The sequence below is a fragment of the Arthrobacter sp. B0316-5-4 genome (assembly GCF_059090325.1).
This window is the reverse complement of the sequence record NZ_JBNHFN010000001.1, coordinates 828,046-851,219: the sequence shown is the minus strand read 5'-3', so window position 1 is coordinate 851,219 and position 23,174 is coordinate 828,046. Positions and strand designations below refer to the sequence as shown.

Here is a 23,174-nt window from a genome sequence, read left to right as displayed (position 1 = left end):
CACATGGTTGTTGGATGGCTCAGCATCGGCACACCGTTCTACTGGGGGTGTCCTACTGTCTGAGAGCAAAGGAATATGGGAAATGTCCGCGGAGACTAACTTCTCGAATGCGCGTTTCATGACGGTGGCTGAAGTAGCCGACGTCTTGCGTGTTTCCAAAATGACCGTGTATCGCCTGGTCCACTCAGGGGAAATGCCCGCCGTCAGGTTCGGCCGCTCCTTCCGGGTTCCGGAAGAAGCCGTATCCCAGTACCTCAAAGGTGCCGTGGTGGACGGGCAATCCGAGACTGCCTGAGGCTGCCGCAGTCCACCTCACGGACCGTGGTCACAGGGTGCCCCTTTGAAGCGGTACTCTGTTAAGGAACGTTTTACGTCAATGTAAGAATCTGTCAGTTGTACTGTCTGCTTCCGCGGATCCGTTCCAACAGACAGGACCTTCTAGTTTGTAAGGAACTTTCGTGGGTTCAGTTATTAAGAAGCGCCGCAAGCGTATGGCCAAGAAGAAGCACCGCAAGCTGCTTCGCAAGACCCGCCACCAGCGCCGCAATAAGAAGTAGAGATACTTCATCAAGCGTGAATGCCCGTTGCCTTTTGAGGTGGCGGGCATTTTTGCATCCCCGTCCCTCTCTCACGTCCCGCCTGTTTCCCCCGGACGCTCTCTCACTCGTGCGGCTGCGCGAAGCCCGCCTGGACCGACGGGTCCACCCAGCCGTTTCTTAGCGCCTTTTTGATCTGACGGGTGGCATTCGCGAAGTTGTCTGCGAGATCCGACTTCCCGAAGATGAGCACAGTCCACCCCGCTGCCTCGAATGCCTTGTCCCTGCGCCGATCGCTGAGGATCTGTTCGTGCCCAAGGTGATGACCGCCGTCGTACTGGATTGCGATCCGACGCTGGCGGTAGCCGAGGTCGGCTGAAGGCGAGAAGGGATCGTTGATGTAGAGCCGTACCTGTAGTTCCGGGGCGGGAAGGCCGGCATCGAGCATAGCCAGACGGAGCGCAGTCTCCGGCGCCGAGTCTGCACCGACCCGCATCAGGTCCAGTGCTTCCCTCCCACGGACAACACCCTGCAAGTTCTTGTGGCGATCGACCATATTGCGAAGTTCGTGGATAGTCGTGAACGGCAGTTCCCTTTGCTCAAACTCCGGCCTAGGGACGCGAATGAGTTCGTCGCCAACGCCGACCAGTTCATTCAGCGGAAGAATCCGGGCCAAGTCCAACCAAGTCCTGGACCGTGTACTGATCCACATGCCGTGACTGAGCTCTATTTCATCCTTCGAGACAACGACGGTGTGGCCGATAACGCCTTTTCGTCGCACTGCAGGCAGAGTCCGTGGCTTGCTCAGATGCAGCTCATGTGAATCTGATAGCCAAGGTGGGAGTGAGAATCCGTGAATCTTGGCAGCAGTGACATGTGAGATCCAAGCGCCAGGGCTCGCCGCCGAGAGCGAGCGAGCAGCCGATTCCAGATCGAAGGCCCAGTCCTTCGGACGGTAGATGCCCTTGCTTACAGCCTCAATGCTGACGCGCTTCCAGAGCTGAGGATGGGCGAGGCCGGCCGCCTGGGCCTCCGAGAGAGTGAATGGGGCGGATGCCAGCTTGGAGGGTACGGGTATGGGAATCTGCATACCGGCATTCTGACCCAGATACCGATGGGGGTGCAGAAGTTATCCACAGGGATCGAGGCCACCTCCCGAGGATGTGCGAGAGGGTTGGCCTGAAGGGGGTGGGATGTGAGAGAGGGATGGCCTGAAGACGGTGGGATGTGAGAGAGGGTCAGATGCGGGGGCCGCGGAATCTGGAGAAGCCGCGCCACAAGCCATAAATCGCGCCGCCCACCGTAGCTGCTTTGAGCCCGAGTGTTGCGGCTCGACGACCGGCCCGGAAGTCGTAGACGGGCCAATTGTTGTCGCGGGCGTGCCGGCGGAGCTTCGCGTCCGGGTTGATGACGACGGGGTGCCCCACCATGGTCAGCAAGGGGATGTCGTTGGCAGAATCGCTGTAGGCCCAGCAGTGGTCCAGGTCCAACCCTTCGCGGTCGGCGACCAGCTGGACCGCGACTGCCTTAGCGGGTCCGTGCAGGATGTCGCCCACGAGCTTCCCTGTGTACATGCCGTCGTGCACTTCGCCGACAGTCCCCAGCGCGCCGGTCAGGCCCAGGCGGGTTGAGATCACAGTAGCCACCTCGATCGGGGTCGCCGTAACCAGCCACACTTTGCGGCCGACCCTGAGGTGCTGTTCGGCCAGCGCTTTGGTTCCGGGCCAGATCCGTGACTCGATCATCTCGTCGTAGACTTCTTCGCCCAAGGCTTTGATGTCATCGACGGTGATGCCTGCCGCCAGTGTGAGCGCGGAGTCCCTTACAGCGTGAACGTCTTCCATGTTCTCGCCGCGCATCACGAATTTGAACTGCTTCCATGCGAAGCCAGCGGCCTGCGGCAAGGTGAACGCCTTGCGTTCGTACATCTTCCGGGCCACATGAAAGAGGCTGGCGCCCTTCATCAACGTGTTGTCGACGTCGAAGAAAGCAGCTTCGCCGGTGTGCTTCTGCGCTTTGGCAGCTGCGGCGACCACGGCGTTCTTCTCCTCGGGCATGACTTGAGTCTAGTCAATGGCTGATGCACCTCGCTGGTGGCGCACTGACACCCGCTCCGGTGGGGTGGGATGTGAGTGACGGTTGGCGTGATGGGGGTGGGATGTGAGTGAGGGTTGGTGGGATGGGGGTGGGATGTGAGTGAGGGTTGGCGGGGCGGTTACCGTTATCCCATGGCTACTCCCGACGTCGTACTCCTCACCAAAGCTGACTGCCACCTCTGCACGGAGGCGCGTGCCGCCGTCGAGCGTGTAACCACAAGCCTTGGCCTGGAGTGGAAAGAGCAAAGTATCGACGGCGATCCGCAGCTGCGGGAGCGCTTCGCGGAGGAGATTCCCGTGGTCCTTGTTGACGGTGTGCAGCGGGACTTCTGGAAGATCGACGAGCAGCGGCTGACGCGCACCTTGAAGAAAGCCCTGGAGGGCTGAGGGTGCGGTTACCCGTAAGTAATCGCTTTGGTTGAGCCCGCCCGGGGGTCATAGAGTGGAACAACAAAGCGACGCAATGGAGAATACCGTGACTGCGCTGGAACCGTCCGCGGAAGCAACATCCGAGGACAACGAACCTGCCGCCAAGCAGATCCCACCCGCGGCTGTGGCCCGGATGACTCTCTATTTGCGTGCGCTCAACTCTTTGCTGGCAGAAGGCGTGGAGCGGGTTTCATCCGAAGCTCTCGCCGAAGCCTCCGGAGTTAGTTCATCCACCCTCCGCAAAGACCTCTCCTACGTGGGTTCGTACGGGACCCGCGGCGTGGGCTACGAGGTCCAATACTTGAGCCGTCACATCGCCGCGGCGTTGGGCTTGACCCATGACTGGAAGGTCGCGATCGTCGGTGCGGGTAACCTCGGCAAGGCGCTGGCCCGGTACGGCGGCTTCGAATCCAGGGGTTTCGACGTTGTCGCCATTTTTGATGCTGACCCCATGGTGATCGGCAACGAGGTGGGCTGGCTGCGGGTCAGCGACTCAGCCGAGTTGGAACGGGTGCTGGAGCGTACGCACACGAACATGGTGGTGCTCGCGTTGCCGGCCACCGTGGCGCAGGCAGTCTGCGACCGCGTGATCGCCGCAGGTATCCGGAGCATCCTGAGTTTCGCTCCGGTGCTGCTGCAGGTCCCGCCGCACGTCAACCTCCGCAAGGTGGACATGGCCACGGAGCTACAAATTCTGGCTTACCACGCACAACGGGCGCAGACACCGGGCCAGGCTGTTTAGCCTTCGCCGGGTCCACGCCCGCTGGGTTGCCTTTGAACAGGCCCGCTGGTTTAGCGGCCGTACGGAGCCTGGTACGGGTTGCCGAACGGCTGGGGCTTCCGGAAGTACGGAGCCGACGCCGGCAGGTAGAGCATGACGATCGCTGCAACACCCAGCAGGATCACCACGAGCTGCAGTACACCGTAGGTTGCGCCGAACTGGAAGAGGCTGGTCAGGCCGAGGACGGAGATGGCGGCGAAGACGGTGCCCAGGATCCTTGCCCAGTTCTTGCCCTTGCGGACGTTGAAAGCAACCAGGGCGTAAAGGCCCAGGGAGATGACCGCGCCAACGATGGCGCTCACGGAGATGGCTCCGCGCATGCCCTCCATGGTCCCTGCGGGAAGGTCGGTGCCCTGCTGCGCAGCCTGCTGGTTCATGGCGTTGATGAAGGCGTCAGCACCGGTGGTTGCAAGGAGCAGCGAACTGATGGCCGAGAGGACGCCGGCGGCGATGATCATCCAGAAGGCGTAGTTGACCATCGGCGGAACCGTGGTGGGGCCAGGCTGCTGGCTCGGCCAGTTGGTGTCCTGCCCGTACTGGGGAGCGGCCGGGCCCTGGCCGTAGGGGGAAGCCTGCTGGCCGTACTGCGGCGCAGACTGCTGCCCGTATTGCGGCGCGGCGGGCGGGGACTGCTGGCCGTACTGAGGTGCGGACGGCTGCTGTCCGTACTGGGGCGCGGCGGGCGGCGGGGACTGCTGCCCGTACTGCGGTGCGGACGGCTGCGAGCCGGTCTGCTCAGGCTGGTTGGCGTCACCCGGGTTCGACGGCGGGTAGGGAGGGTTGCTCATGGCATTCCTTTGCTTGTTCGACTGCTGGTTCGGCCGCCGGGATCAGCAAAATGACCCTGCCCCCAGCGTGGTTCTGGTTCCACCGTACATCCCGGGTCTGACGCTATAGCCAAACACACGCAGGAATTCCATGGCTACGGCGAAAATCATCATGTGGGCTTACGCCTTCATGATGAAGGCCGCGGGAATCCGGAGGGGATTTCACCGCGGCCTTCCCGTCATTTAAGGCTCGACGGCGGCACTTGCGTGAACGCTAAACCTGGCCCTTGACTGCCTTGAACCAGAGTTGTGAGTTGGGCAGCCACATCAGTACGACGGCGACTGCGCTGACCAGGAATCCGAACCAGTTGCTGCCGAGACCCGTGCTGGATCCGCCGGCGCTGGCGGCACTGAAAATGGTGAGGAGCAATGAAACACCGGCCACAATGGTGAGGCCGAGGCGGGCCCACTCTTTGCCTTCCTTCATCTTCATTGCAAGGATCACCTGTGCCGCGGCCACTGCAAGGCTGAGGATCAGGAGAATCAGCAGGATGGCCGCAACTCCGGGGGCAAAAGCGAAAAGGGCGATGATGGCGAAGAACCCGATGAGGCCAAACAGCAGGCCCAGGAGTCCGGAGATCACCCAGATGAAGTAGGACACCTTCAACTCCGTGGGCAGGCCCTGGGTTTTGAACATTCCCGAGAAGCCGCCTTGTGGCATGACGTCGTTGAAGTTGCGCGGACCGTCGGTAGGCATTTCGAAGTGGAACCCGGGCTGGCCGGCGCCGGGCTGAGCCGGTCCGGGCTGGCTTGGTCCAGGTTGGGCCGCTCCGGGCTGGGAGTACTGCCCCGGTTGCGATGGGGGCTGGTAGCCCTGTGGTGGTTGGTAGTCCTGCGGAGGCTGGTAACCCGCAGGAGGAACATTGCCGGGCTGCGGAGGCTGTGAGCCGGGCTGCTGAGGCTGTGGTGCTTCGTCTGGGGTACTCATGGCATCACTTTAGACCGGCGGTTGAAGGATGCATAGGAAATTCGGAGCCAACTCGCAGCTAACCAGGGGGTATCTGCCGAATAATTGGCGGGTGATCTCCGAGACAGCGAAACGGCGCCCCCGCAGCGTGATGCTGTGGAGGCGCCGTCTGGGTGGTCCAGGCTGGACTTACGCGGCAGCCGGAGCGATGAACGCGAGTTCCAGGTTGATGACTACCTTGTCGCTGACCAGGACGCCACCGGCTTCGAGGACTGCGTTCCAGGTGAGGCCGAATTCCTTGCGGCTGATGGTGGTCTCGCCGGAAACGCCGGCGCGGGTGTTGCCGAAGGGATCAACGGCCACACCGTTGAACTCGGTCTCGATGGAAACTTCCTTGGTCACGCCCTTGATTGTGAGATCTCCCACGAGGTCGAAGCTGTTTCCGTTGGCCTTGACGTGGCGGGAAACGAACGTGATTTCCGGGAACTTCTCCACATCGAAGAAGTCTTCGCCCTTGACGTGGCCGTCGCGGTTGACGTCGCCGGAGTCGAAGCTGGCGGTCTGGATGGTTGCGGAGACCTTGGAGTCAGCCAGGGTTTCGCCAACTTCCAAGGTGGCGGAGGCGTCCTTGAACTGGCCGCGGACCTTGCTGATGCCTGCGTGGCGGACGGTGAAGCCGATCTCGCTGTGGGAAGCGTCGAGGGTCCAGGTGCCGGTGGTGACGGAAGCGGGAAGGGTCATCATGGTGTTGCTCCTATGGGTAGTGGAAGGTACTGCGTGCTTGCCCGGTCGAACTCATTGCTTGAAGCGTCAACCGAGCTTCGTGTCTAGTATAAACATGCATATGCATCTTTTATTCCAACTCCACGGAACATTTCTGTAAAACTTTGAGTTCTACTAGCGGTAGAAGATTTCGGATCGCCCCGCTTCTTTGAGAAACTGGTAAACATGCCCCAAGCAACTGTCCATCTGCTTCGCCATGGCGAGGTCCATAATCCCGACGGCGTCCTGTACGGTCGCCTGCCGGAATTCCACCTCTCCGAACGAGGCCGCGAGATGGCCCGCATGCTGGCCGACCACTTCTCGGTACAGGCTGCCCAGGGCGCCAAGATAGTGCACCTGGTGGCCTCACCGCTGACCCGCGCGCAGGAAACGGCGATGCCCACAGCTGAGGCCCTGGGCCTTGAGATCCATACGGAACCGCGCATCATCGAGGCAGAGAACCACTTCCAGGGACTCCACCCCACCAAGAGCGAATTCCTCAAGCCCAAGCACTGGTTCTACTTCCGCAATCCCATGCGGCCGTCCTGGGGTGAGCCGTACAAAGAGCAGGCTGCCCGTGTCCTGGCCGCCGTTGAGGACGCCCGCGTCAAGGCCATCGAGTTGGGCGGCGACGGTGCCGAGGCCATACTGGTGAGCCACCAACTGCCCATCTGGTCCACCCGCTTGACGGCCGAAGGCCGCCGGCTGGCGCACGACCCCCGCAAGCGTGAATGCACGCTCACCTCCCTGACTTCCCTGACCCTCGACGACGACGGCAAGATCGTCCACGTCGAATACAGCGAACCCGCCGCAGCGTTGCTCCCCGGCGCCGCGAGCACCCCCGGAGCCTAAGGATCATGGACAAGAATCTTTCACGCCGCGGCGTACTGACTGCAGGTGGCGTCCTGCTCGCCGGACTCACCATGGGCCTTTCAGCATGTGCCCAGCAGGACTCCCTGGCCGAACAGGCCAGGAAGGGCGACAACAAGAACTACGTAGCCGGCGACGGTTCAGTGACCGAGTTCGCCAAGGCTGACCGCTCCGCTCCCGTGGCACTCAAAGGCGCACTGTTCACCGGCGCGGAAGTTAAGCCGGAGGACCTGCTGGGCAAAGTCACCGTCCTCAACTTCTGGTTTGCCGCCTGCGCTCCGTGCCGCATCGAAGCTCCACAGCTTGAAGCACTGCACCAGGAATTCAAGGACCAGGGCGTCCAGTTCTTCGGGGTGAACCTGCGCGACGAGCAACCAACGGCTGAGGCCTTCGACAAGACCTTCAACCTCACGTACCCGAGCTTCAACGACAAGGACGGGGCAGTGCTGCTCTCCGTGTCGGGAATCGTCCCACCGGGAGCGGTGCCCACAACTTTGGTCCTTGACAAAGAGGGCAAGGTTGCCTCCCGTGTGCTCGGCGAGATCGAAAAGAGCACCCTGAAAGCCCTCATCACCTCTGCAGTGGCCGAGTAGAACCGTGAACAGTCCCTTCGCCGAGACCATCCTCAACGGATCCCTGCTGCTGGCTGTGCCCGTGGCATTGCTCGCCGGGCTGGTCTCCTTCCTGTCGCCATGCGTGCTGCCCTTGGTGCCCGGGTACCTTGGCTACGTCACTGGACTGACCGGCGTCGACCTTCAAAAGCAGCGGCGCGGCCGCATGCTGGCCGGAATCGGGCTGTTCGTCCTGGGCTTCTCGGTGATCTTCGTCCTGCTCGGCGGTGCCTTCGGCCAGCTAGGCACCCTCCTGACCGGCCCGCAGAACGCCTGGATCACCCAAGTCCTGGGCCTTTTAGTGATTGTCATGGGCGTCGTGTTCATGGGCGGTTTCGGCTGGCTCCAGCGTGACGCGAAAATCCACGCTAAACCGCCGGCGGGCCTTTGGGGCGCACCGTTGCTTGGGCTCACGTTCGGCCTTGGCTGGGCGCCCTGCATCGGCCCGACGTACTCCGCGGTACAGTTGCTGAGCCTGTCCGGCGGTTCGTCGGCGGCCAAGGGCGCACTCCTTGCCTTTATCTACAGCCTTGGCCTGGGCATTCCGTTCCTCCTGATCGCGTTGGCCGTTCGCCGCGGCATGGGCGTCATGTCCTTCTTCCGCAAGCACCGCCTGGCCATCCAGCGGATCGGCGGAGGCATCCTGATTTTGCTCGGCATCCTGATGGCCACCGGAGTGTGGGGGACCTGGGTGACCGAGTTGCAGTACTGGTTCCAAAACGATGTGAAGTTGCCGATCTGATGAGTGAGTCCGTGAAAGCCAAGAAGAAGTCGCCATCCGCTGACAGCGCCACCGCTGAAGGCACAACAGGCGAAGGCAAACTCCAGCAGGCAAAGTCCGAGGCCGCGCTTCCCGCGCTCGGCTTCAAGGGCATGCTCCGTTGGGCGTGGACGCAGCTCACCAGCATGCGGACGGCGCTTTTCCTGTTGCTCATGCTCGCCGTGGGGGCCGTGCCCGGCTCCTTGTTCCCGCAGCGGCCAGCCAACCCGGCGGTCGTCACCCAATACATCAAGGACAACCCTTCCTACGGACAGTTCCTGGATGCCTTGCAGCTCTACGACGTGTACTCGTCGGCATGGTTCTCGGCGATCTACATCCTGCTCTTCATCTCGCTGATCGGCTGTGTCACCCCGCGCGCGATCGCCCACTACAAGGCCATGAAGTCGCAGCCCCCGCGCACTCCCAAGCGCCTTTCCCGCCTGCCGGAGTACGGCACCCTCGCGTTGCCCGCCGACGCCGGGATCCCGGCGTCGAAAGCCATCAACGACGCCGCCGGACTGCTCAAGAAGCGCGGCTACCGTGTTGAGGTCAGGAACGCCGACGGCGACCTTCCGTCCTTGGGTGCCGAGCGGGGCTTCCTGAAGGAAGTGGGCAACCTGGTGTTCCACACGTCCCTGATCGGGGTGTTGGTGTCCGTGGCCGTCGGCGGCCTGTTCGGCTACAGTGGCCAGCGCATCCTGGTGGAGGGCGATACGTTCGTGAACACCCTGGTGGGCTACGACCAATTCACGCCCGGCACGAACTTCCAGAGCAGTTCCCTGCAGCCTTACTCCATGCAGCTGGACAAGTTCAATGCCAAGTTCGACCGCGAATCACCGGGCAAGGCCGGCCAGCCCATCGACTACACCGCCGAAGTCACCACCAAGGAAACTCCCGATTCGCCGGCCAAGAAGGAAACCCTGAAGGTCAACGACCCCGTTTCCCTGGGCGGAACCAGCCTTTACCTCACCGGTAATGGCTACGCGCCCATGGTGACCGTCCGCGACGGCGAGGGAAACGTGTCCTTCCAGGGCCCGGTCATCGCCAAGGTCCAGGGCGATAACTACTACTCCTCCGTGGTCATCAAGGTGCCCGATGCCAAGCCTGAACAGCTCGGATTTGTGGGCTTCTTCCTCCCCACGGCGTTGGTCACCAGTGATGGAATCTCCTTCAGCGGGGCCCCCGAACTGGTCAACCCGCAGCTGAGCCTCAACTCGTTCTACGGTGACCTCGGCCTGGACAAGGGCGTGCCCCAGAACGTGTTTGAACTGGACGTCGAGAAGCTGAAGCCGTTGAACAACCGCAACCTGGCGGCGGGCGGCATCACCCTGACTCCCGGCGCAACCGTGAACCTGCCCGAGGGCAAGGGCAGCATCACGTTCGACGGGGTGAAAAAGTACATTGGCGTGGACATCCACCACAACCCCGGCCAGCTGTATGCCCTGATCTTCGGCCTCCTGGCAGTGGCAGGACTCATGACTTCCCTGTACGTCAACCGACGCCGCGTCTGGGTACGCACCGGAACGCACGCCGATGGCCGCACCATGGTGGAATACGGCCTCCTTGCACGCGGTGAAGACCACAGGCTGGCCGGCGAGGCCGCGGCCCTCCGTGAACTCTTTGCCCGGGAATGGAGCCTCCCGGAAACGCCCCAGGCACCCTCAACAACAGCAGTCTCTTCCTCAACCTCGAAGGACCAGTAATGCCAGCCATCAACGAAACCCTGGGCCAGTACAGCGAGCTGTTCATGCTGTTGGCCGCCGGCACGTACACCGTGGCGTTCATTGCCTTCGCTTGGGACTTGGCGAAAAGCAGCAAGACGTTCCAAGCCGTGGACCTTAAGGCCGCGGCCAGTTCGGCAAGCGAAAAAGTGACGGTTGCGGCCGGTCGCGTAGGTGCCGCCCTGGGAGGGGCCGACGCCGGTGGGCCGGCAGGCCGCGCCGAACGGCCGACGTCGAGCCTCACCGTTGAGGGCGGAACTGCGGCAGGCGACATGAAGTACGCCGCGGAGCGGCGGGTACCCGCGCGCATTGCCGTGGCCCTGACGGTCCTCGGCGTGCTGATCCACGCCGCGGGTGTCCTTACCCGTGCGCTGGGCGCCGGTCGTGTGCCGTGGGGCAACATGTACGAGTTCCTCACCACGGGTGCGTTCGTGGCCGTCGCGGTCTTCCTGGTCACCCTGATCCGCCGTGACCTGCGGTTCCTGGGCACGTTCGTACTGGGCCTGGCCATCATCATGCTGGTTGCCGCGTCCGTATCGTTCTGGACCCCGGTGGGCCACCTGGTTCCGGCCCTCCAGAGCTACTGGCTGATCATCCACGTTTCCATTGCGGTCCTGTCCTCGGCGCTGTTTACCCTGACCTTCGCCATGTCGGTGCTGCAGTTGCTTCAGTCCTACCGGCAGAAGAACCTCGGCGCCGGTCGCAAGGACAACCTCGCGTTCATGCGGGTGGTGCCCAATGCACTGAGCCTCGAGAATCTTTCCTACCGCATCAACGCCATCGCCTTTATCGGCTGGACTTTCACCCTGATGTTCGGCGCCATTTGGGCCGAGAAGGCCTGGGGCAGGTTCTGGGGCTGGGACCCGAAGGAAGTCTGGACGTTCGTCATCTGGGTTGTCTACGCAGGCTACCTCCACGCACGCGCCACTCGCGGCTGGACCGGAACCCGCGCTGCCTGGTTGTCCATTGTTGGTTACGCGTGCGTCATTATCAACTTCACGCTCGTCAACACGGTTTTCCAGGGCCTGCACTCCTACTCGGGACTTTAGACTCACTTCCGGCCTGAGCAGGAAAGATACACAGGATGTCCGGCGTCGGCCTCGAAATCAACAAATCGATGTAGCAACTGAGCCTTTTGCACGTGCTTAGCAGGTGCTAACTTGTTCAGGACCCGCTTGTGATGAAGACCGCAGCGCGGTGCCATGTGAACTTTCGAGGTAGCCATGAGCTATGTTCTCGCCATTGACGTCGGGACAAGTTTTACCGCAGCAGCACTGGCCAGGCCCCACCAGGGGCCAGTACCACCACCGGAAATCCTTCCCCTGGGATTGCACGGCAGCGCCGTGCCCTCCGTGCTTTACTACGCCGACGACGGCCGGGTTTTGGTGGGAGAACCCGCCGAACGGCGTGGACTGGACGACCCCCAGCGGATGGTCCGGGAGTTCAAGCGACGGATCGGGGATTCCGTCCCCCTGTCCGTGGGGGACCACTGGGTGGCGCCGGAAGACGTCTACGCCTCCATGGCCCGGTGGGTGGTGGACCGCGCCAAAGAGCGCGAGGGAAGTTCGCCGTCGTCGATCCTCATGACGCACCCGGCGGCCTGGGGTGAGCACCGCACGTCCTTGGTGCTGGCCGCGTTGAATGTCGCGGGCCTTAAAGCGGTGACGTTGCTCAGCGAGCCTGAAGCGGCCGCACTGCACTACGCCTCCCAGACCCGGGTGGAGGACGGCAGCGTCATTGCCGTGTACGACCTTGGCGGTGGCACTTTTGACACAGCCATCCTGCGCAAGGCGGGGGCTGGGAAGTTTGAACTCCTCGGGCGGCCGGCCGGTATAGAAACACTTGGCGGCGCCGATTTCGACGCCGCTGTTTTGCGGCACGTGATGCAGCACCTCGGGAGCGCCGGTGAGGGTCTGGACCCCACATCGCCGGAGACCCTGGCCGCCCTTTCGCGGCTGCGGCGGGAATGCCGGGAAGCCAAGGAAGCACTGTCCATGGACAGCGAAGCCAGCGTTGCCGTGGCGCTTCCCGGGACACAGCAGTCGGTTCGGTTGGTCCGTTCCGAGTTCGAGGCAATGATCGAACAGCCCCTCCGCGAGACCGTGGACGCGCTGGAGCGCAGCCTGCTGAGCAACCATCTTGAGCCACAGGACCTTAGCGCGGTGCTGCTGATCGGAGGCTCCTCGCGCATTCCGCTCGTGGCCGAGTTGATTTCCGTTGAATTGGGACGCCCCATAGCGGTGGACGCCGATCCCAAGTCATCCATCTGCCGCGGTGCCGCGCTGGCAGGGCTCACCCAGGTGGCTGACGCTGCGGCCCACGCAGCGGCTGTAATCCGCCAGGAACCAGTGGTCGCGCGGCCGCGCGTCATCACCCGTGTCCCCGGTACTGACGTGGTGAAGGCGGCAGCTGCACGTCCCGGCAGGCACGCGCCGCGCCCCCGCGCCCGGTTGGCAGCGGCCGCCGCTGCCGCCGCCACGGCGCTGACCATTGCCACGGCGACTGCTGCCCAGAGCCCTGACGGCAACGGACTGCTCGCATCGATGTTCGGGACCCAAGCCGCCGACGTCATGCGCGACGGCGGCGCCCAGGTTTCCGGGGCACGTGACGGTGCAGCGGGTGGCGACGCTGCAGCCGCTGCTCCGGTGGCGGGGGGACCGGCGACGGGACTCGAAGCCAGTGCACGCACTGGCGTCACCCGGGCTGGAACCGGTGCGGGACGAAACCCGGCGCAGCAGGCCACCGGGACAGGACGCGGTTCGGTAGCGAACGGACCGGCCGGAACCAGCCCCGGCACGTCGGCCAGGGCTCCGGGTCAGGCCGGAGCAGCCGCTGGCGGGACCATTGGCACTCCGCCGACCACTCCGGGAACCGGTGCGGCGCCCGGGACCGGCAGTACTCCCACCACACCGGGAACCGGCACGACGCCGGGAACCGGCACGACACCCGGCACGACGCCGGGAACCGGCATACCCTCCACGCCCACGGAGCCCGGAGGGGCGGCGAGTGGCCCAACACCTCCGCCCGCAACCGCTCCAGGGACGCCGCCACCGGTCACGGACCCAGGGACCCCGCCCCCAGCCACGGACCCCGGGACCCCGCCGCCGGCTCCGGATCCAGTGACTCCTCCACCTGCGCCGGACCCAGTGACGCCGCCGCCGGCTCCGGATCCAGTGACTCCTCCACCTGCGCCAAACCCTGCGCCGCCGTCTCCCGAACCAACCGCGCCGCTGGCTGATCCAGCCCCAACGCAGGATCCCGCACCCATAACCGACCCAACACCTGTCCCGCCGCCCTCGACCACGGAAAACAGCCCGAGTTTGGATAACGCGTCGACCTCGGTGACTTAGGCATGACGGGGCCAGACCATACTTTCCGAACCAACACCAGCAAGGATGCAACTCCGGATCGGCCCGATGCGATCCTGGGTGGCCACAATGCGGTGCTCCGGGAGCTGCTCCTGGCATTGGCGGTAGGGTTCACGCTGCCCGGACCGCTGCCGGATGATTTGGAAAACCGTGACGGGCTCGAAGAAGCCGTGGCGGCCGGCAAGGATGCGGGGCTGCTCTCCCCGGATGGAACCGTAGTGGGGACGGTCCAATACGCCCTGTTGAACAGCGTTCCCAGGCCGCAACTCCGTGCCCTGCAGCGGGAACTGGTAGGGAAGATCCTGCAGGAGGAGAGGCTCTTGGGTGAGGTTGCCCGGGACCTGGCCCGGAGTGGGTTGAAGGACCCCCGAGTGGCAGGGGAGCTGGAACGGTGGGCGGACGAGGTGCTGGAGGCCGATCCCCAACTGGCAGCCGATCTCTTTGCCGAGGCACTCCTCGCCGGCGCCCCGGATCTTCCCACCGCCGCGCGGCGGGCCCAAGCGGCTGCGGCTACCGGTAACCTGGACGCTGCCGGAAGAATCGTGGACAGGCTTCTGGCCCTGCCCGAGCCCCCCGGGCTGCGCCTGGGTGTGGACGTTGCTGCTGCCGTGTGGGCGCATCGGGGCATGCTGGCCCGCAGCGCAGACACTTACAGGTGGGTAGGCCCTGACAGGATCGCCGATTCCGCGCCGCTGGCGGCTGTGGCCATGATCGGCGCCGGTGATGCAACGGGGGCTGAGCAACTCCTGGCCGCCGCACCAGAGGCCGGTTCACCCACGCTCCTGGCGGTGGCGCTGACGTTGACCCACCAGGGGCTCAGGCAGACCCTGGGGCAGGAACCGCAACGCGCGCTGCCCGAACTCATCCGGGCTTCTGACATGATGAACGCCGCGGGCGCATCGATTCCCCTGCCGGAGACCCCTGCCGCCTTGGCGGCTCTCTGTGCAATCCACAGTGGGGAACCCGCCGTGGCGGACACGGTGCTCAGCGCCGCTATCGCCGCCGGCCAGGGTGGAGATGCCAGCCGGCCCAGGCTTTTCCTGCTTCAGGCATGGTGTTCAATGCAACAGGACAACCCCGACGAAGCACGCCTGGCCATCAACGAGGCCATCAAGGCCAACCATTGGCCTCTGGCGCCGCGGGACACATTCCTGCTCGCTGCACTGGACGTGGCCCTGGCACGGCGAGGCAGCGAAGTGCACCAACTGGTGCTTGCCTGGGACCGGGCCCGTGAGGCGATGATGCACGTGTCCGTCGATCTTTACAGCCTGCTGCCTTGGGGGGAATTGGCCATCGCCGCAGCGAGGCTTCGGGAAACGCGACGAATCTCGCCCTACATGGACGGTGCGTGGGAGTTGTTGGGCCGGTTGGGGAACCCGCCTTTGTGGTCGGTTCCCCTGCACTGGGCTGGGGTGCAGGCCGCATTGCTGGGCGAAAGCCCCGCCGAACTGGCCCCACACGCTGCCGCTTTGGTGCGCGCATCCGAGCATAGCCATCTTGCCTCCGTCCTCGCCGCTGGCGGAAAGGCCTGGGTTTCCGTGCTGGCCAGCCGGTTCGAAGCGTCCGACGTCGAAACGGCGGCCCGCGGGCTGGCCGCGGTAGGGATGCCCTGGGAAGGAGCAAGGTTAGCGGGCCACGCCGCCGCGCACGCCGACGAACGGCGCGACATGGTCCGGCTGCTGGCCTGCGCCCGGGATATTCACCCGCAGGGTGCAACCACCACTGCGGGGCCCTCCGAAGGGGTGGAAGCTGCCCGGCCCCAGAACCCAAGCGCACCCCTGCCTGATGCGGTGGAGGTCCCCGGCCTGCCCGACGCTTCAGGGCTGAGCGCCCGTGAACGGGAAGTGGGGCGGTTGCTCCTGGAGGGCAAGACGTATCGGGAAATCGGTGAAGCCATCTATATCTCGCCCCGCACCGCGGAGCACCACGTAGCCCGGATGCGCCGTCGATTGGGGGCCGACAACCGTTCCGAACTGCTGGTCCGGCTCCGGCTGGCCTTGGGGGAGGGGTACCCACCTCCGTGACCGGGCGCCCCCTCCACCCCCTAACGGGAATCCCCGGATCCCCTAACGGTGGGGTGGCCGGTAGGGGGACCGGCCCCGATGCCCCGCCCCTGGCCCGGGCCATACGTTGAGTGGGAGCCCGGCAAAGGCGCCGGGCCATTTACCACCCACCACAGAATTTGAGGGAGCACTCCAATGCCTACACTCGCACAACAGCTCGTGCAGTTCCTGATGAGCCTGTTCAACGATCCTGACGCAGCCGAAGAGTTTGTACGTAACCCGGAAGCGGCCTTGTCCGCAGCCGGCCTGCGGCACGTCTCCTCGGCAGATGTCGACGCCGCCCGGCCCGTGGTCCTGGACTACGCACCCATCAACGCACGCTCCTCGTTCGACCGCGAATACAACACTGGCGGCAACCATGCTTCCGCCGGCGGCTGGGAAGGCGGCGGCCAAGGCGGCGGACGCCCCCACAATGCCGGTAACGATGACCATGAGCACGACGGCGGCAGGCATGGCGGTGCCGGCGGTGGTTGGGATGGCCACGATGGTGGCGACGACCATGAGCACGACGGCGGCGGGCATGGCGGTGCCGGTGGTGGTTGGGACGGCCACGATGGTGGCGACGACCACGAGCACGACGGCGGCGGGCACGGCGGAACCGGCGGTGGCTGGGACGGCCACGATGGTGGCGACGACCATGAGCACGACGGCGGCGGGCATGGCGGGGGCGATGACTACGATGATCACGCACACGCTGTCCAGCAGCTGATCCACGTGGTGAATAACTACTCGTACACCACCAACATCGACGACCGCGACACCATCACCGACCAGTCGGTCAACCAGAACATCTGGGCCGATGGCGACGTCACGCAGTTCTTCAACCAGGACGCCGTGACTGCTTCGGGAGATGGGGCTATCGCAGCCGGCGGGGACGTCAGGGACTCCGGAAACACGACGACCACCACCACGACCACCAACAACGATGACCACTCCACGGACAACTCGGTCAACATCACGGAGTCCGGCGACGGCGACGTTGAAGTGGGCAACACGGACATCGACGTCAGGGACTCGTTCAACGACGATCACTCGGTGACGAAGGATTCCTACAACACCGACGATTCCTACAACACCGACGTGGACGTGGATGTCGATATCGAGGACTCGTTCAACGAGGAGACCGACAACTCGGTTCACACCACCACGAACAACATCTCGGATTCGTTCAACGACAATTCGCAGGACAACTCCGTAGACGTTGACGCGGACATCGATGTCGAAATCGAGGACTCCTTCAACACGGACAACTCGACGACGACGACGACCAATACCACGACCAACACAACCACGAACACGGATAACTCGAACAACTCCGTCAACGTGGCGGACTCCTTCAACTCCACCGACGTTGATGTGGACGTGGAGGATGTCCAGGTGATCAACGACTCGCTGGTGGTGCAGGACAACGAGTTGACCTACACCGAGGACAACTCAACCACAGTGGGCGACGTGGACGTGGACTACACCAACGTCGAGGACAACACGGTCATCGCCGACAACGACCTCGATGTCGAGTACAACGACATCGACGACTCGATCGTCGTCGCCAAGAACGACGTGGACATCGACCAGTAACCAGAGCACCAAACGGCGCAGCGAACGCTGCACCGCGAAGTCCCCGGGCAGTGCCCGGCAGGTTGTACACACCTGCCGGGCACTTCGTGGCCTCCCGTCCAAGGGGGCAGAGCAAAGGACGAATTTGTGGCGGAAACAGTACGTATGACCACGCTGGTGGAGCAAGGCATTGCCGTCGTGGGGGAACGGAACGACCTCAGGCGACGCCTGGAAAACACCCTGGAGCGGCTCCGGGACCCCAGCGTCCGCGTGATAGTGGTTGGCGAATTCAAGCAAGGCAAAAGCCAGCTGATCAACGCCATGGTCAACGCCCCGGTCTGCCCGGTGGACGACGACATCGCAACAACTGTCCCAACCGTCGTACGGCAGGGGGATCCGGCGTCGGCCGTTGTCCTTGTGCCGCGCCACGGCGGGAGCGCCACGGAAACCGACAGCGGACAAGAAGCCCCCGTGGAGCGGCAACCGATCGGGCTCGATGAGCTTGCAGACTATGTTTCCGAAAAGGGAAACCCGGGAAACGCCAAGAACATCGTGGCGGCCGAAGTAGCACTTCCCCGCAAGCTGCTTGCGGGCGGTCTCACCTTGGTTGATTCCCCGGGTGTCGGCGGGCTGGGCTCGTCCCACACGCTCACCACCCTGACGGCGCTGCCATCTGCCCACGCCATGGTGTTCGTGTCCGATGCCTCGCAGGAATACACGGAGCCGGAAATACGGTTCCTCCACCAAGCAATGCGGGTCAGCCCCAACGTCCTCTGCGTGCTCTCCAAAACCGACCTTTATCCCAGCTGGCGACAAATCGCTGACTTGGACAAAGGCCACCTGGAAGCTGTCGGCCCAGGAATTCCGTTGTTCCCTGTCTCTTCAGAACTCCGGCTGCAGGCAGCGAGGCTCCAGGACACAGAACTCAACGAAGAATCGGGATTCCCTGCGCTGATATCACACCTTCGCACCAACATCGTGGGCGAGGCGGCCCGGCTGCAACGCCGCTCTGTCGCCCACGATGTCCTCTCCGTGACCGACCACCTGAGGCTTGCTCTGCAGTCCGAGCTCGGCGCCTTGGAGAATCCGGAAGGCACACCGCAAATGATCGCCGGCCTGAAAGCGGCGAAAGAGGATGCCGATGCCCTCCGGAAACGGTCGGCGCGTTGGCAGATCACCCTCAACGATGGGATTGGGGACCTCATCGCGGACATGGAGTACGACCTGAAGGACAGGCTTCGCAGGATCCAACGCGAAGCCGAAGCCGCCATCGACCAAGGCGACCCCGGACCAGCATGGGAGCAGTTCACCAAATGGTTGGAGCAAAGTACCGCCGCCGCGGTTTCGGATACCTTCGTGTGGACCAGCGAAAGGGCACAATGGCTGGCTGGCCAAGTGGCCGAACACTTCTCCGAAGAAGAGGTGGCGCTGCCCGCTTTGCAGGTCGCCGACACGGGCGGAGTGCTGGACCCGGTGGCAGACATCCAGCAGATGGAAGATGGCCGCATGGGTCCGCTCCAAAAGATCCTGATCGGGATGCGTGGGTCCTATGGCGGCGTCCTGATGTTCGGGCTGCTGACCGGGCTTTTCGGCCTTGCACTGATCAATCCGCTTTCCGTGGGAGCGGGTCTCATGCTGGGCAGGAAGGCCTACCGCGAAGAACAGGAGGCCCGACTCAAACGGCGCCAGGCCGAAGCCAAGATGCTGGTCCGTAAGCAGGTGGACGACGTTGTCTTCCAGGTGGGCAAGCAGCTGAAGGACAGGCTGCGGATGGTCCAGCGGGCCACCCGCGACCATTTCACCGACATCGCCGAAGAGCATCACCGTTCCCTGACGGAATCTGTTGCCGCCGCTCAGAAAGCTGCGGCCACCTACGCCGTGGAGCGTGACATGCGCATCAAGGAGATCAGGAATCAACTTAGGACCGTCGACGCCCTCAGCTCGGGCGCCCAGCAGTTGCAGGACCGGAGCGCCGATCCCCAGCCAACGCCGTCCACGGTCCCCGCCGGATGATGCAGTCCGGCATTGCGGGTGCGACGGAGCTGCTTCGGCAGGCCCGGGAGGTCTTCCATGACGACGCCGCCGCCCTCGCCGTTCTGGACGACCTGGAGGGCAGGCTTGCCGGGCCGCTTCGCATTGCCGTGGCCGGAATGGTCAAAGCCGGCAAATCAACCCTCCTCAACGCGATCATCGGCGAAGAGATAGCGCCCACCGATGCGGGGGAGTGCACCCGGATTGTCACCTGGTACCGCTTCGGCCACACCCCAAGGATCACCCTCCACCCTTTCGTAGGCGAGCCGAAGGGACTTCCGGTCACGCGTGAGGACGGCCGGCTGGTCTTTACCCTGGGTGACGTCCGGCCTGAGGATGTGGAACGGTTGGTGGTGGACTGGCCGGCCGCCAGCCTGCGTGATCTCACACTGATAGATACGCCAGGCATTGCCTCCCTGTCCCAGGATGTTTCCGGGCGGTCCCTGGCCTTTCTGCTTCCCGAGGATTCGCCATCGGCTGCTGATGCTGTCATCTACCTCATGCGGCACCTGCACGCCTCTGACGTCAGGTTCCTTGAGTCGTTCAAAGACACCGCGGCGGGCCAGTCCGGGACGGTCAATGCCCTGGCCGTGCTCTCCAGGGCCGATGAAATCGGAGCCGGGAGGATTGATTCGTTGATCTCCGCGGCCGTGATCGCCGACAGATACAGCAAGGACCACAACCTGAGGCCCTTGGCTTTGGGAGTAGTTCCTGTGGCAGGCCTGCTCGCGCAAAGCTCCAGGACCATGCGCCAATCGGATTTCGAGGCCCTGCAATTGCTTGCCCACATGGAAAGGAATCCACGGGAAAGGCTGATGCTGTCCGCGGACCGTTTTATTCGCGGTACCGGAGCTGCGGGACTAGACCCGGCCACGAAGTCCTCCCTGGTGAACAGGTTCGGCTTGTTTGGCATCCGCCTCGGTGTAGCCCTCATCCGCGGCGGGACCAACAACCCCGGCGAACTCGCCCATGAACTGGCGCGGCGCAGCGGTCTTGGCCAACTGCTCGACACTGTCTCGCATCTCTTCCAGACGCGAGCCGACGCACTGAAGGCCCGTGCCGCCGTCGTGGGTGTGGAAGCCCTGGTGAGCGGTGCGCCGAAGGAGTGTGCGGCACCGTTGGAGGCAGCGTTGGAGCGGCTTTATGCAGGTGCCCACGAGTTCCGCGAGTTGAAGCTCCTGGCAGCCTTGAGGACGGGCGGGGTTGGCCTGGGACCCGAGGCATCGGCCGAAGCGGAACGGCTGCTCGGCGGGCGTGGCAGCAGCAGTGCGCTGCGGCTTGGCCTTGCCCGGGACGCAGACGACCGCCTGATCAACGAAACAGCAAGGGCCAGCCTTTACCGTTGGCGGCTGACCGCGGAAAACCCTTTGACCGAGCCGCAGGCAGTGGATGCATGCCGCGTGGTGATGCGCAGCTGCGAGGGGATGATGGCCTCTACCGTCGCCGTTCGCTGAGCAGCCACGATGTAGTGGACGGAAGGAAAAGCAGGATCAGGCCCGCTGCTGCCAGGACAAACTGGGCCGCCAGCAGCAGTGTCGCCAAGACGCCTTCAGAGCCTGGAGCCACCACGAAATCCCTGGTGATGACGGTGACGATCGCGTGCAAGAGGACCACCGGAGCCATGGCCCATCGCGCCCACAAGCGGCGTTTGAAGAGGACAGCCAGGAGGACGGCTTCCATGACCATCACCAGCGCCAGCATGGCGAGGCTTCCAAGGAATACGACGGCGGTGGCACCGTCCACCGCTGTCGCGTCACCGTCCGGGACCATGGTTCCGATGACGCCCTTCAGCCGGTCGAAGTGCGAATCACGGCTCAGGAAGCCTGTCACCACGACGCCAAGACCGGCCAGGAAGCTCGCCACCCACAGCGAGCGGGAGACCCGGGCAAAGGTGGGAGGCTTGGTAACTGCGGCTATCGGCGGCGCGCTGGACAGGGAGATCCCAGGGCGGGGTGGCGGTGCGGGTAGTGCTGTCGGCCCGCTGGCTGATGGTGTGGTGGAAGGTGACTGCCGTGAACCATCAGCTTGCTGGGCCATGTTTGCCTACTTCAGCTCGTCGGTATCATGCGGATCCGGCTCGCCGTGCTTGGCCTCACCGGCGTTGAACCCTGGTTTTGCGCCCTTGTTCTTGCCGTCGGAGGGATTCTCTCCGGCTTTGCGCTCCTTGGCTTCCAGTTCAGCTTTGAGCTTCTTCAGGCGCTCATCTTCTGCCTGGTTCCGGCGGCGGGTTTCCAGGTTTCGGAGGAATTCGGGGTCGTCGTCAGGGGCGGTGGGCTGGCGCCGGCTGGGCTGCGCGGCGGGCCTGCCGTAGGGGCGTCCGAAGATGAACCAGAGGACTGCGCCCAGCAGCGGCAGGAGGATCATCACAATGATCCAGGCGGTTTTGGAGATGCCGCGGGTCTGGTGACGGTCCGTGCGGATGACATCCACCAGGGCATAGACGAAGATGACCAGGACTACGACGACACCTATAACGCGGGGCATGCACCAAGTCTAGTCGCCGCAGGGCATTCACCGGATGCCCACTTTTGGCCGTGATCAGAGTGCAACCATCTGGACGGCTAAACTTGGATGGTGGCTTTCCTGAAGTATTCCCTCATCCGTCTGGCGCTGTTCGCGCCGTTGTTCGTGCTCTTCGTCTTTTTGGGGGTGGGCTGGTTCCTGGCGGTCATCTTCGCCGGGCTGATTGCTTTCGCCATCAGCTACCTCTTCTTCCAGAAGCAGCGTGACGCTGCTACGGCGTCCATGCGCGAAAGGTTCTCCGGGCGGGCCAAGCCCATCCGGACCGCCGGGGAGGTCGAGGATGCAGCGGCCGAGGACGGACTCGTTGAGCAGAACCCGGATATCGCAGTCAACAACGACAAGCGCCCCGGCTCCAAATAGGAGTTTTTAAACAGCTTAACGCCCCTGAAACCGCGTTTTAGGGGCGTTAGCTGTACATGGACTCAGATGCGGGTGAGGATCAGGCCCAGCGAGAACAGCAGGCTGTAGCCAAGGTTGATCAGGCCGGTCTGCTTGAGCACCGGAATGAGGCTCTTGCGCTTCTTGCCGTTGATCATGAGCCACGCCGGCATGAGGCATGCGGGGATCAGCAACAACACGATCAGCATCCATGGCTTGGTGGGCGCGAGGACCACCACCAGAAGGATGGCCACACCCAGCATCAGGACGTAGCTCTCGCGTGCGTGCCGGTCCCCAAGCCGTACAGCCAGGGTCCTCTTACCCGCTACCGTATCCGTGGGAATGTCCCTGACGTTATTGGCCATCAGCAGCGCACAGGCGATGAGGCCCGTTCCTATCGCACCGATCACGGCGGCGAGGCTGACCTGGCCGGCCTGTGTGTACGTGGTGCCGAGGGTCGCTACCAGTCCGAAGAAGACGAACACGAACACGTCGCCCAGGCCCATGTAGCCGTAGGGGTTCTTGCCGCCCGTGTAGCCCCACGCTGCCAGGACACAGCCGATGCCTACCAGGATCAGCCACCAGGACTGCGTGATGATCACCAGGATCAGGCCACACACCATCGCCGCACCGAAGAGGCCGAAGGCGGCCCACTTCACTTGTTCAGGTTTGGCCGCGCCCGAACCAACCAGCCTCAGCGGACCAACGCGGTCCTCATCTGTGCCGCGGATGCCATCGGAGTAGTCGTTTGCGTAGTTGACGCCAATTTGAAGCAGCAGGGCAACGAGCGCCGCCAGGATCGCGTTCGGCAGCCGGAACGACTGGAGCTCGTACGCCGCTGCCGAACCGATGAGGACGGGCGCGATGGCCGCGGGCAGTGTGCGGAGCCGGGCTCCTTGAATCCATTGTGCAGCTGTCGCCACGTGTAGTACCTCGTGTATTTCGCGGTTGATC

23 protein-coding genes are annotated in these 23,174 nt (G+C 63.8%); 15 read left to right on the top strand and 8 right to left on the bottom strand.

Annotated features, from left to right (window positions below; all coding sequences use genetic code 11):
* Nucleotides 1-82: 82 nt before the first annotated feature.
* Both AC5RU9_RS03885 and AC5RU9_RS03880 read left to right on the top strand, forming a co-directional pair.
* Nucleotides 83-295 (top strand): helix-turn-helix domain-containing protein, encoded by a 213-nt coding sequence (locus tag AC5RU9_RS03885; RefSeq protein ID WP_211713427.1) that lies wholly within the window; start codon nucleotides 83-85, stop codon nucleotides 293-295.
* Between the two features lie 163 nt (nucleotides 296-458).
* Nucleotides 459-557 carry a 30S ribosomal protein bS22 gene (locus tag AC5RU9_RS03880; RefSeq protein WP_003792170.1) on the top strand — a complete coding sequence of 33 codons (99 nt, stop codon included), beginning with the start codon at nucleotides 459-461 and terminating at the stop codon, nucleotides 555-557.
* Nucleotides 558-660: 103 nt separating this feature from the next.
* On the opposite strand, the gene AC5RU9_RS03875 is transcribed toward AC5RU9_RS03880, so the two are convergent.
* The gene (locus AC5RU9_RS03875) at nucleotides 661-1,626 is read right to left on the bottom strand and encodes a DUF559 domain-containing protein (RefSeq protein ID WP_494015390.1); all 966 of its coding nucleotides are present in this window, start codon (nucleotides 1,624-1,626) and stop codon (nucleotides 661-663) included.
* Nucleotides 1,627-1,774: 148 nt separating this feature from the next.
* Nucleotides 1,775-2,593 (bottom strand): HAD family hydrolase, encoded by an 819-nt coding sequence (locus tag AC5RU9_RS03870; RefSeq protein ID WP_211713425.1) that lies wholly within the window; start codon nucleotides 2,591-2,593, stop codon nucleotides 1,775-1,777.
* 171 nt (nucleotides 2,594-2,764) lie between these two features.
* Here AC5RU9_RS03870 and AC5RU9_RS03865 point away from each other — a divergent pair, with 171 nt between their 5' ends.
* Both AC5RU9_RS03865 and AC5RU9_RS03860 read left to right on the top strand, forming a co-directional pair.
* Nucleotides 2,765-3,019, top strand: coding sequence for a glutaredoxin family protein (locus tag AC5RU9_RS03865; protein ID WP_211713424.1), 255 nt, complete (start codon nucleotides 2,765-2,767; stop codon nucleotides 3,017-3,019).
* Nucleotides 3,020-3,095: 76 nt separating this feature from the next.
* Entirely contained in the window at nucleotides 3,096-3,803 is a 708-nt protein-coding gene (locus AC5RU9_RS03860) for a redox-sensing transcriptional repressor Rex (RefSeq protein ID WP_235517356.1), read from the top strand.
* Nucleotides 3,804-3,853: 50 nt separating this feature from the next.
* Here the strand turns inward: AC5RU9_RS03860 and AC5RU9_RS03855 are convergent, their stop codons facing one another.
* From AC5RU9_RS03855 to AC5RU9_RS03845, 3 genes are all read right to left on the bottom strand, one after another.
* Nucleotides 3,854-4,630 carry a hypothetical protein gene (locus AC5RU9_RS03855; RefSeq protein ID WP_494015389.1) on the bottom strand — a complete coding sequence of 259 codons (777 nt, stop codon included), beginning with the start codon at nucleotides 4,628-4,630 and terminating at the stop codon, nucleotides 3,854-3,856.
* Nucleotides 4,631-4,883: 253 nt separating this feature from the next.
* On the bottom strand, nucleotides 4,884-5,597 hold the full coding sequence (locus tag AC5RU9_RS03850; protein WP_211713421.1) for a hypothetical protein: 714 nt from the start codon (nucleotides 5,595-5,597) through the stop codon (nucleotides 4,884-4,886).
* 168 nt (nucleotides 5,598-5,765) lie between these two features.
* Nucleotides 5,766-6,317, bottom strand: a complete 552-nt coding sequence (locus tag AC5RU9_RS03845; protein WP_235518626.1) for a YceI family protein — start codon at nucleotides 6,315-6,317, stop codon at nucleotides 5,766-5,768.
* 207 nt (nucleotides 6,318-6,524) lie between these two features.
* Here AC5RU9_RS03845 and AC5RU9_RS03840 point away from each other — a divergent pair, with 207 nt between their 5' ends.
* The 10 genes from AC5RU9_RS03840 (at nucleotide 6,525) to AC5RU9_RS03795 (ending at nucleotide 20,773) form a co-directional block, all read left to right on the top strand.
* Nucleotides 6,525-7,190 carry a histidine phosphatase family protein gene (locus AC5RU9_RS03840; RefSeq protein WP_494015388.1) on the top strand — a complete coding sequence of 222 codons (666 nt, stop codon included), beginning with the start codon at nucleotides 6,525-6,527 and terminating at the stop codon, nucleotides 7,188-7,190.
* Nucleotides 7,191-7,195: 5 nt separating this feature from the next.
* Entirely contained in the window at nucleotides 7,196-7,801 is a 606-nt protein-coding gene (locus tag AC5RU9_RS03835; protein ID WP_494015387.1) for a TlpA family protein disulfide reductase, read from the top strand.
* Nucleotides 7,802-7,805: 4 nt separating this feature from the next.
* On the top strand, nucleotides 7,806-8,561 hold the full coding sequence (locus AC5RU9_RS03830; RefSeq protein ID WP_211713418.1) for a cytochrome c biogenesis CcdA family protein: 756 nt from the start codon (nucleotides 7,806-7,808) through the stop codon (nucleotides 8,559-8,561).
* Complete coding sequence (resB, locus tag AC5RU9_RS03825; protein WP_494015386.1) at nucleotides 8,561-10,282, top strand: cytochrome c biogenesis protein ResB; 1,722 nt, start codon at nucleotides 8,561-8,563, stop codon at nucleotides 10,280-10,282. Before AC5RU9_RS03830 ends, resB begins: the two co-directional genes overlap by 1 nt.
* Nucleotides 10,282-11,349, top strand: a complete 1,068-nt coding sequence (ccsB, locus tag AC5RU9_RS03820; RefSeq protein ID WP_309995210.1) for a c-type cytochrome biogenesis protein CcsB — start codon at nucleotides 10,282-10,284, stop codon at nucleotides 11,347-11,349. The genes resB and ccsB overlap by 1 nt, the downstream gene beginning before the upstream one ends.
* 174 nt (nucleotides 11,350-11,523) lie before the next feature.
* Nucleotides 11,524-13,650 carry an Hsp70 family protein gene (locus tag AC5RU9_RS03815; protein WP_494015385.1) on the top strand — a complete coding sequence of 709 codons (2,127 nt, stop codon included), beginning with the start codon at nucleotides 11,524-11,526 and terminating at the stop codon, nucleotides 13,648-13,650.
* Between the two features lie 2 nt (nucleotides 13,651-13,652).
* Nucleotides 13,653-15,692 carry a LuxR C-terminal-related transcriptional regulator gene (locus AC5RU9_RS03810; protein WP_494015384.1) on the top strand — a complete coding sequence of 680 codons (2,040 nt, stop codon included), beginning with the start codon at nucleotides 13,653-13,655 and terminating at the stop codon, nucleotides 15,690-15,692.
* Between the two features lie 174 nt (nucleotides 15,693-15,866).
* Nucleotides 15,867-17,309, top strand: coding sequence for an IniB N-terminal domain-containing protein (locus AC5RU9_RS03805; RefSeq protein ID WP_494015383.1), 1,443 nt, complete (start codon nucleotides 15,867-15,869; stop codon nucleotides 17,307-17,309).
* A gap of 126 nt (nucleotides 17,310-17,435) precedes the next feature.
* Complete coding sequence (locus AC5RU9_RS03800) at nucleotides 17,436-19,301, top strand: dynamin family protein (protein ID WP_494015382.1); 1,866 nt, start codon at nucleotides 17,436-17,438, stop codon at nucleotides 19,299-19,301.
* On the top strand, nucleotides 19,298-20,773 hold the full coding sequence (locus AC5RU9_RS03795; RefSeq protein WP_494015381.1) for a dynamin family protein: 1,476 nt from the start codon (nucleotides 19,298-19,300) through the stop codon (nucleotides 20,771-20,773). The genes AC5RU9_RS03800 and AC5RU9_RS03795 overlap by 4 nt, the downstream gene beginning before the upstream one ends.
* Here AC5RU9_RS03795 and AC5RU9_RS03790 read toward each other — a convergent pair.
* Both AC5RU9_RS03790 and AC5RU9_RS03785 read right to left on the bottom strand, forming a co-directional pair.
* Entirely contained in the window at nucleotides 20,754-21,356 is a 603-nt protein-coding gene (locus tag AC5RU9_RS03790) for a hypothetical protein (protein WP_494015380.1), read from the bottom strand. The genes AC5RU9_RS03795 and AC5RU9_RS03790 overlap by 20 nt on opposite strands.
* A 6-nt stretch (nucleotides 21,357-21,362) precedes the next feature.
* A complete protein-coding gene (locus tag AC5RU9_RS03785; protein ID WP_494015379.1) occupies nucleotides 21,363-21,803 on the bottom strand; it encodes a PLD nuclease N-terminal domain-containing protein in 441 nt (146 codons plus the stop codon).
* A gap of 87 nt (nucleotides 21,804-21,890) precedes the next feature.
* Between AC5RU9_RS03785 and AC5RU9_RS03780 the strand changes: the two genes are divergently transcribed.
* Nucleotides 21,891-22,202, top strand: coding sequence for a DUF4229 domain-containing protein (locus AC5RU9_RS03780; RefSeq protein WP_211713408.1), 312 nt, complete (start codon nucleotides 21,891-21,893; stop codon nucleotides 22,200-22,202).
* A gap of 62 nt (nucleotides 22,203-22,264) precedes the next feature.
* Here the strand turns inward: AC5RU9_RS03780 and AC5RU9_RS03775 are convergent, their stop codons facing one another.
* The gene (locus AC5RU9_RS03775) at nucleotides 22,265-23,143 is read right to left on the bottom strand and encodes a 1,4-dihydroxy-2-naphthoate polyprenyltransferase (RefSeq protein WP_211713407.1); all 879 of its coding nucleotides are present in this window, start codon (nucleotides 23,141-23,143) and stop codon (nucleotides 22,265-22,267) included.
* Nucleotides 23,144-23,174 lie beyond the last annotated feature (31 nt).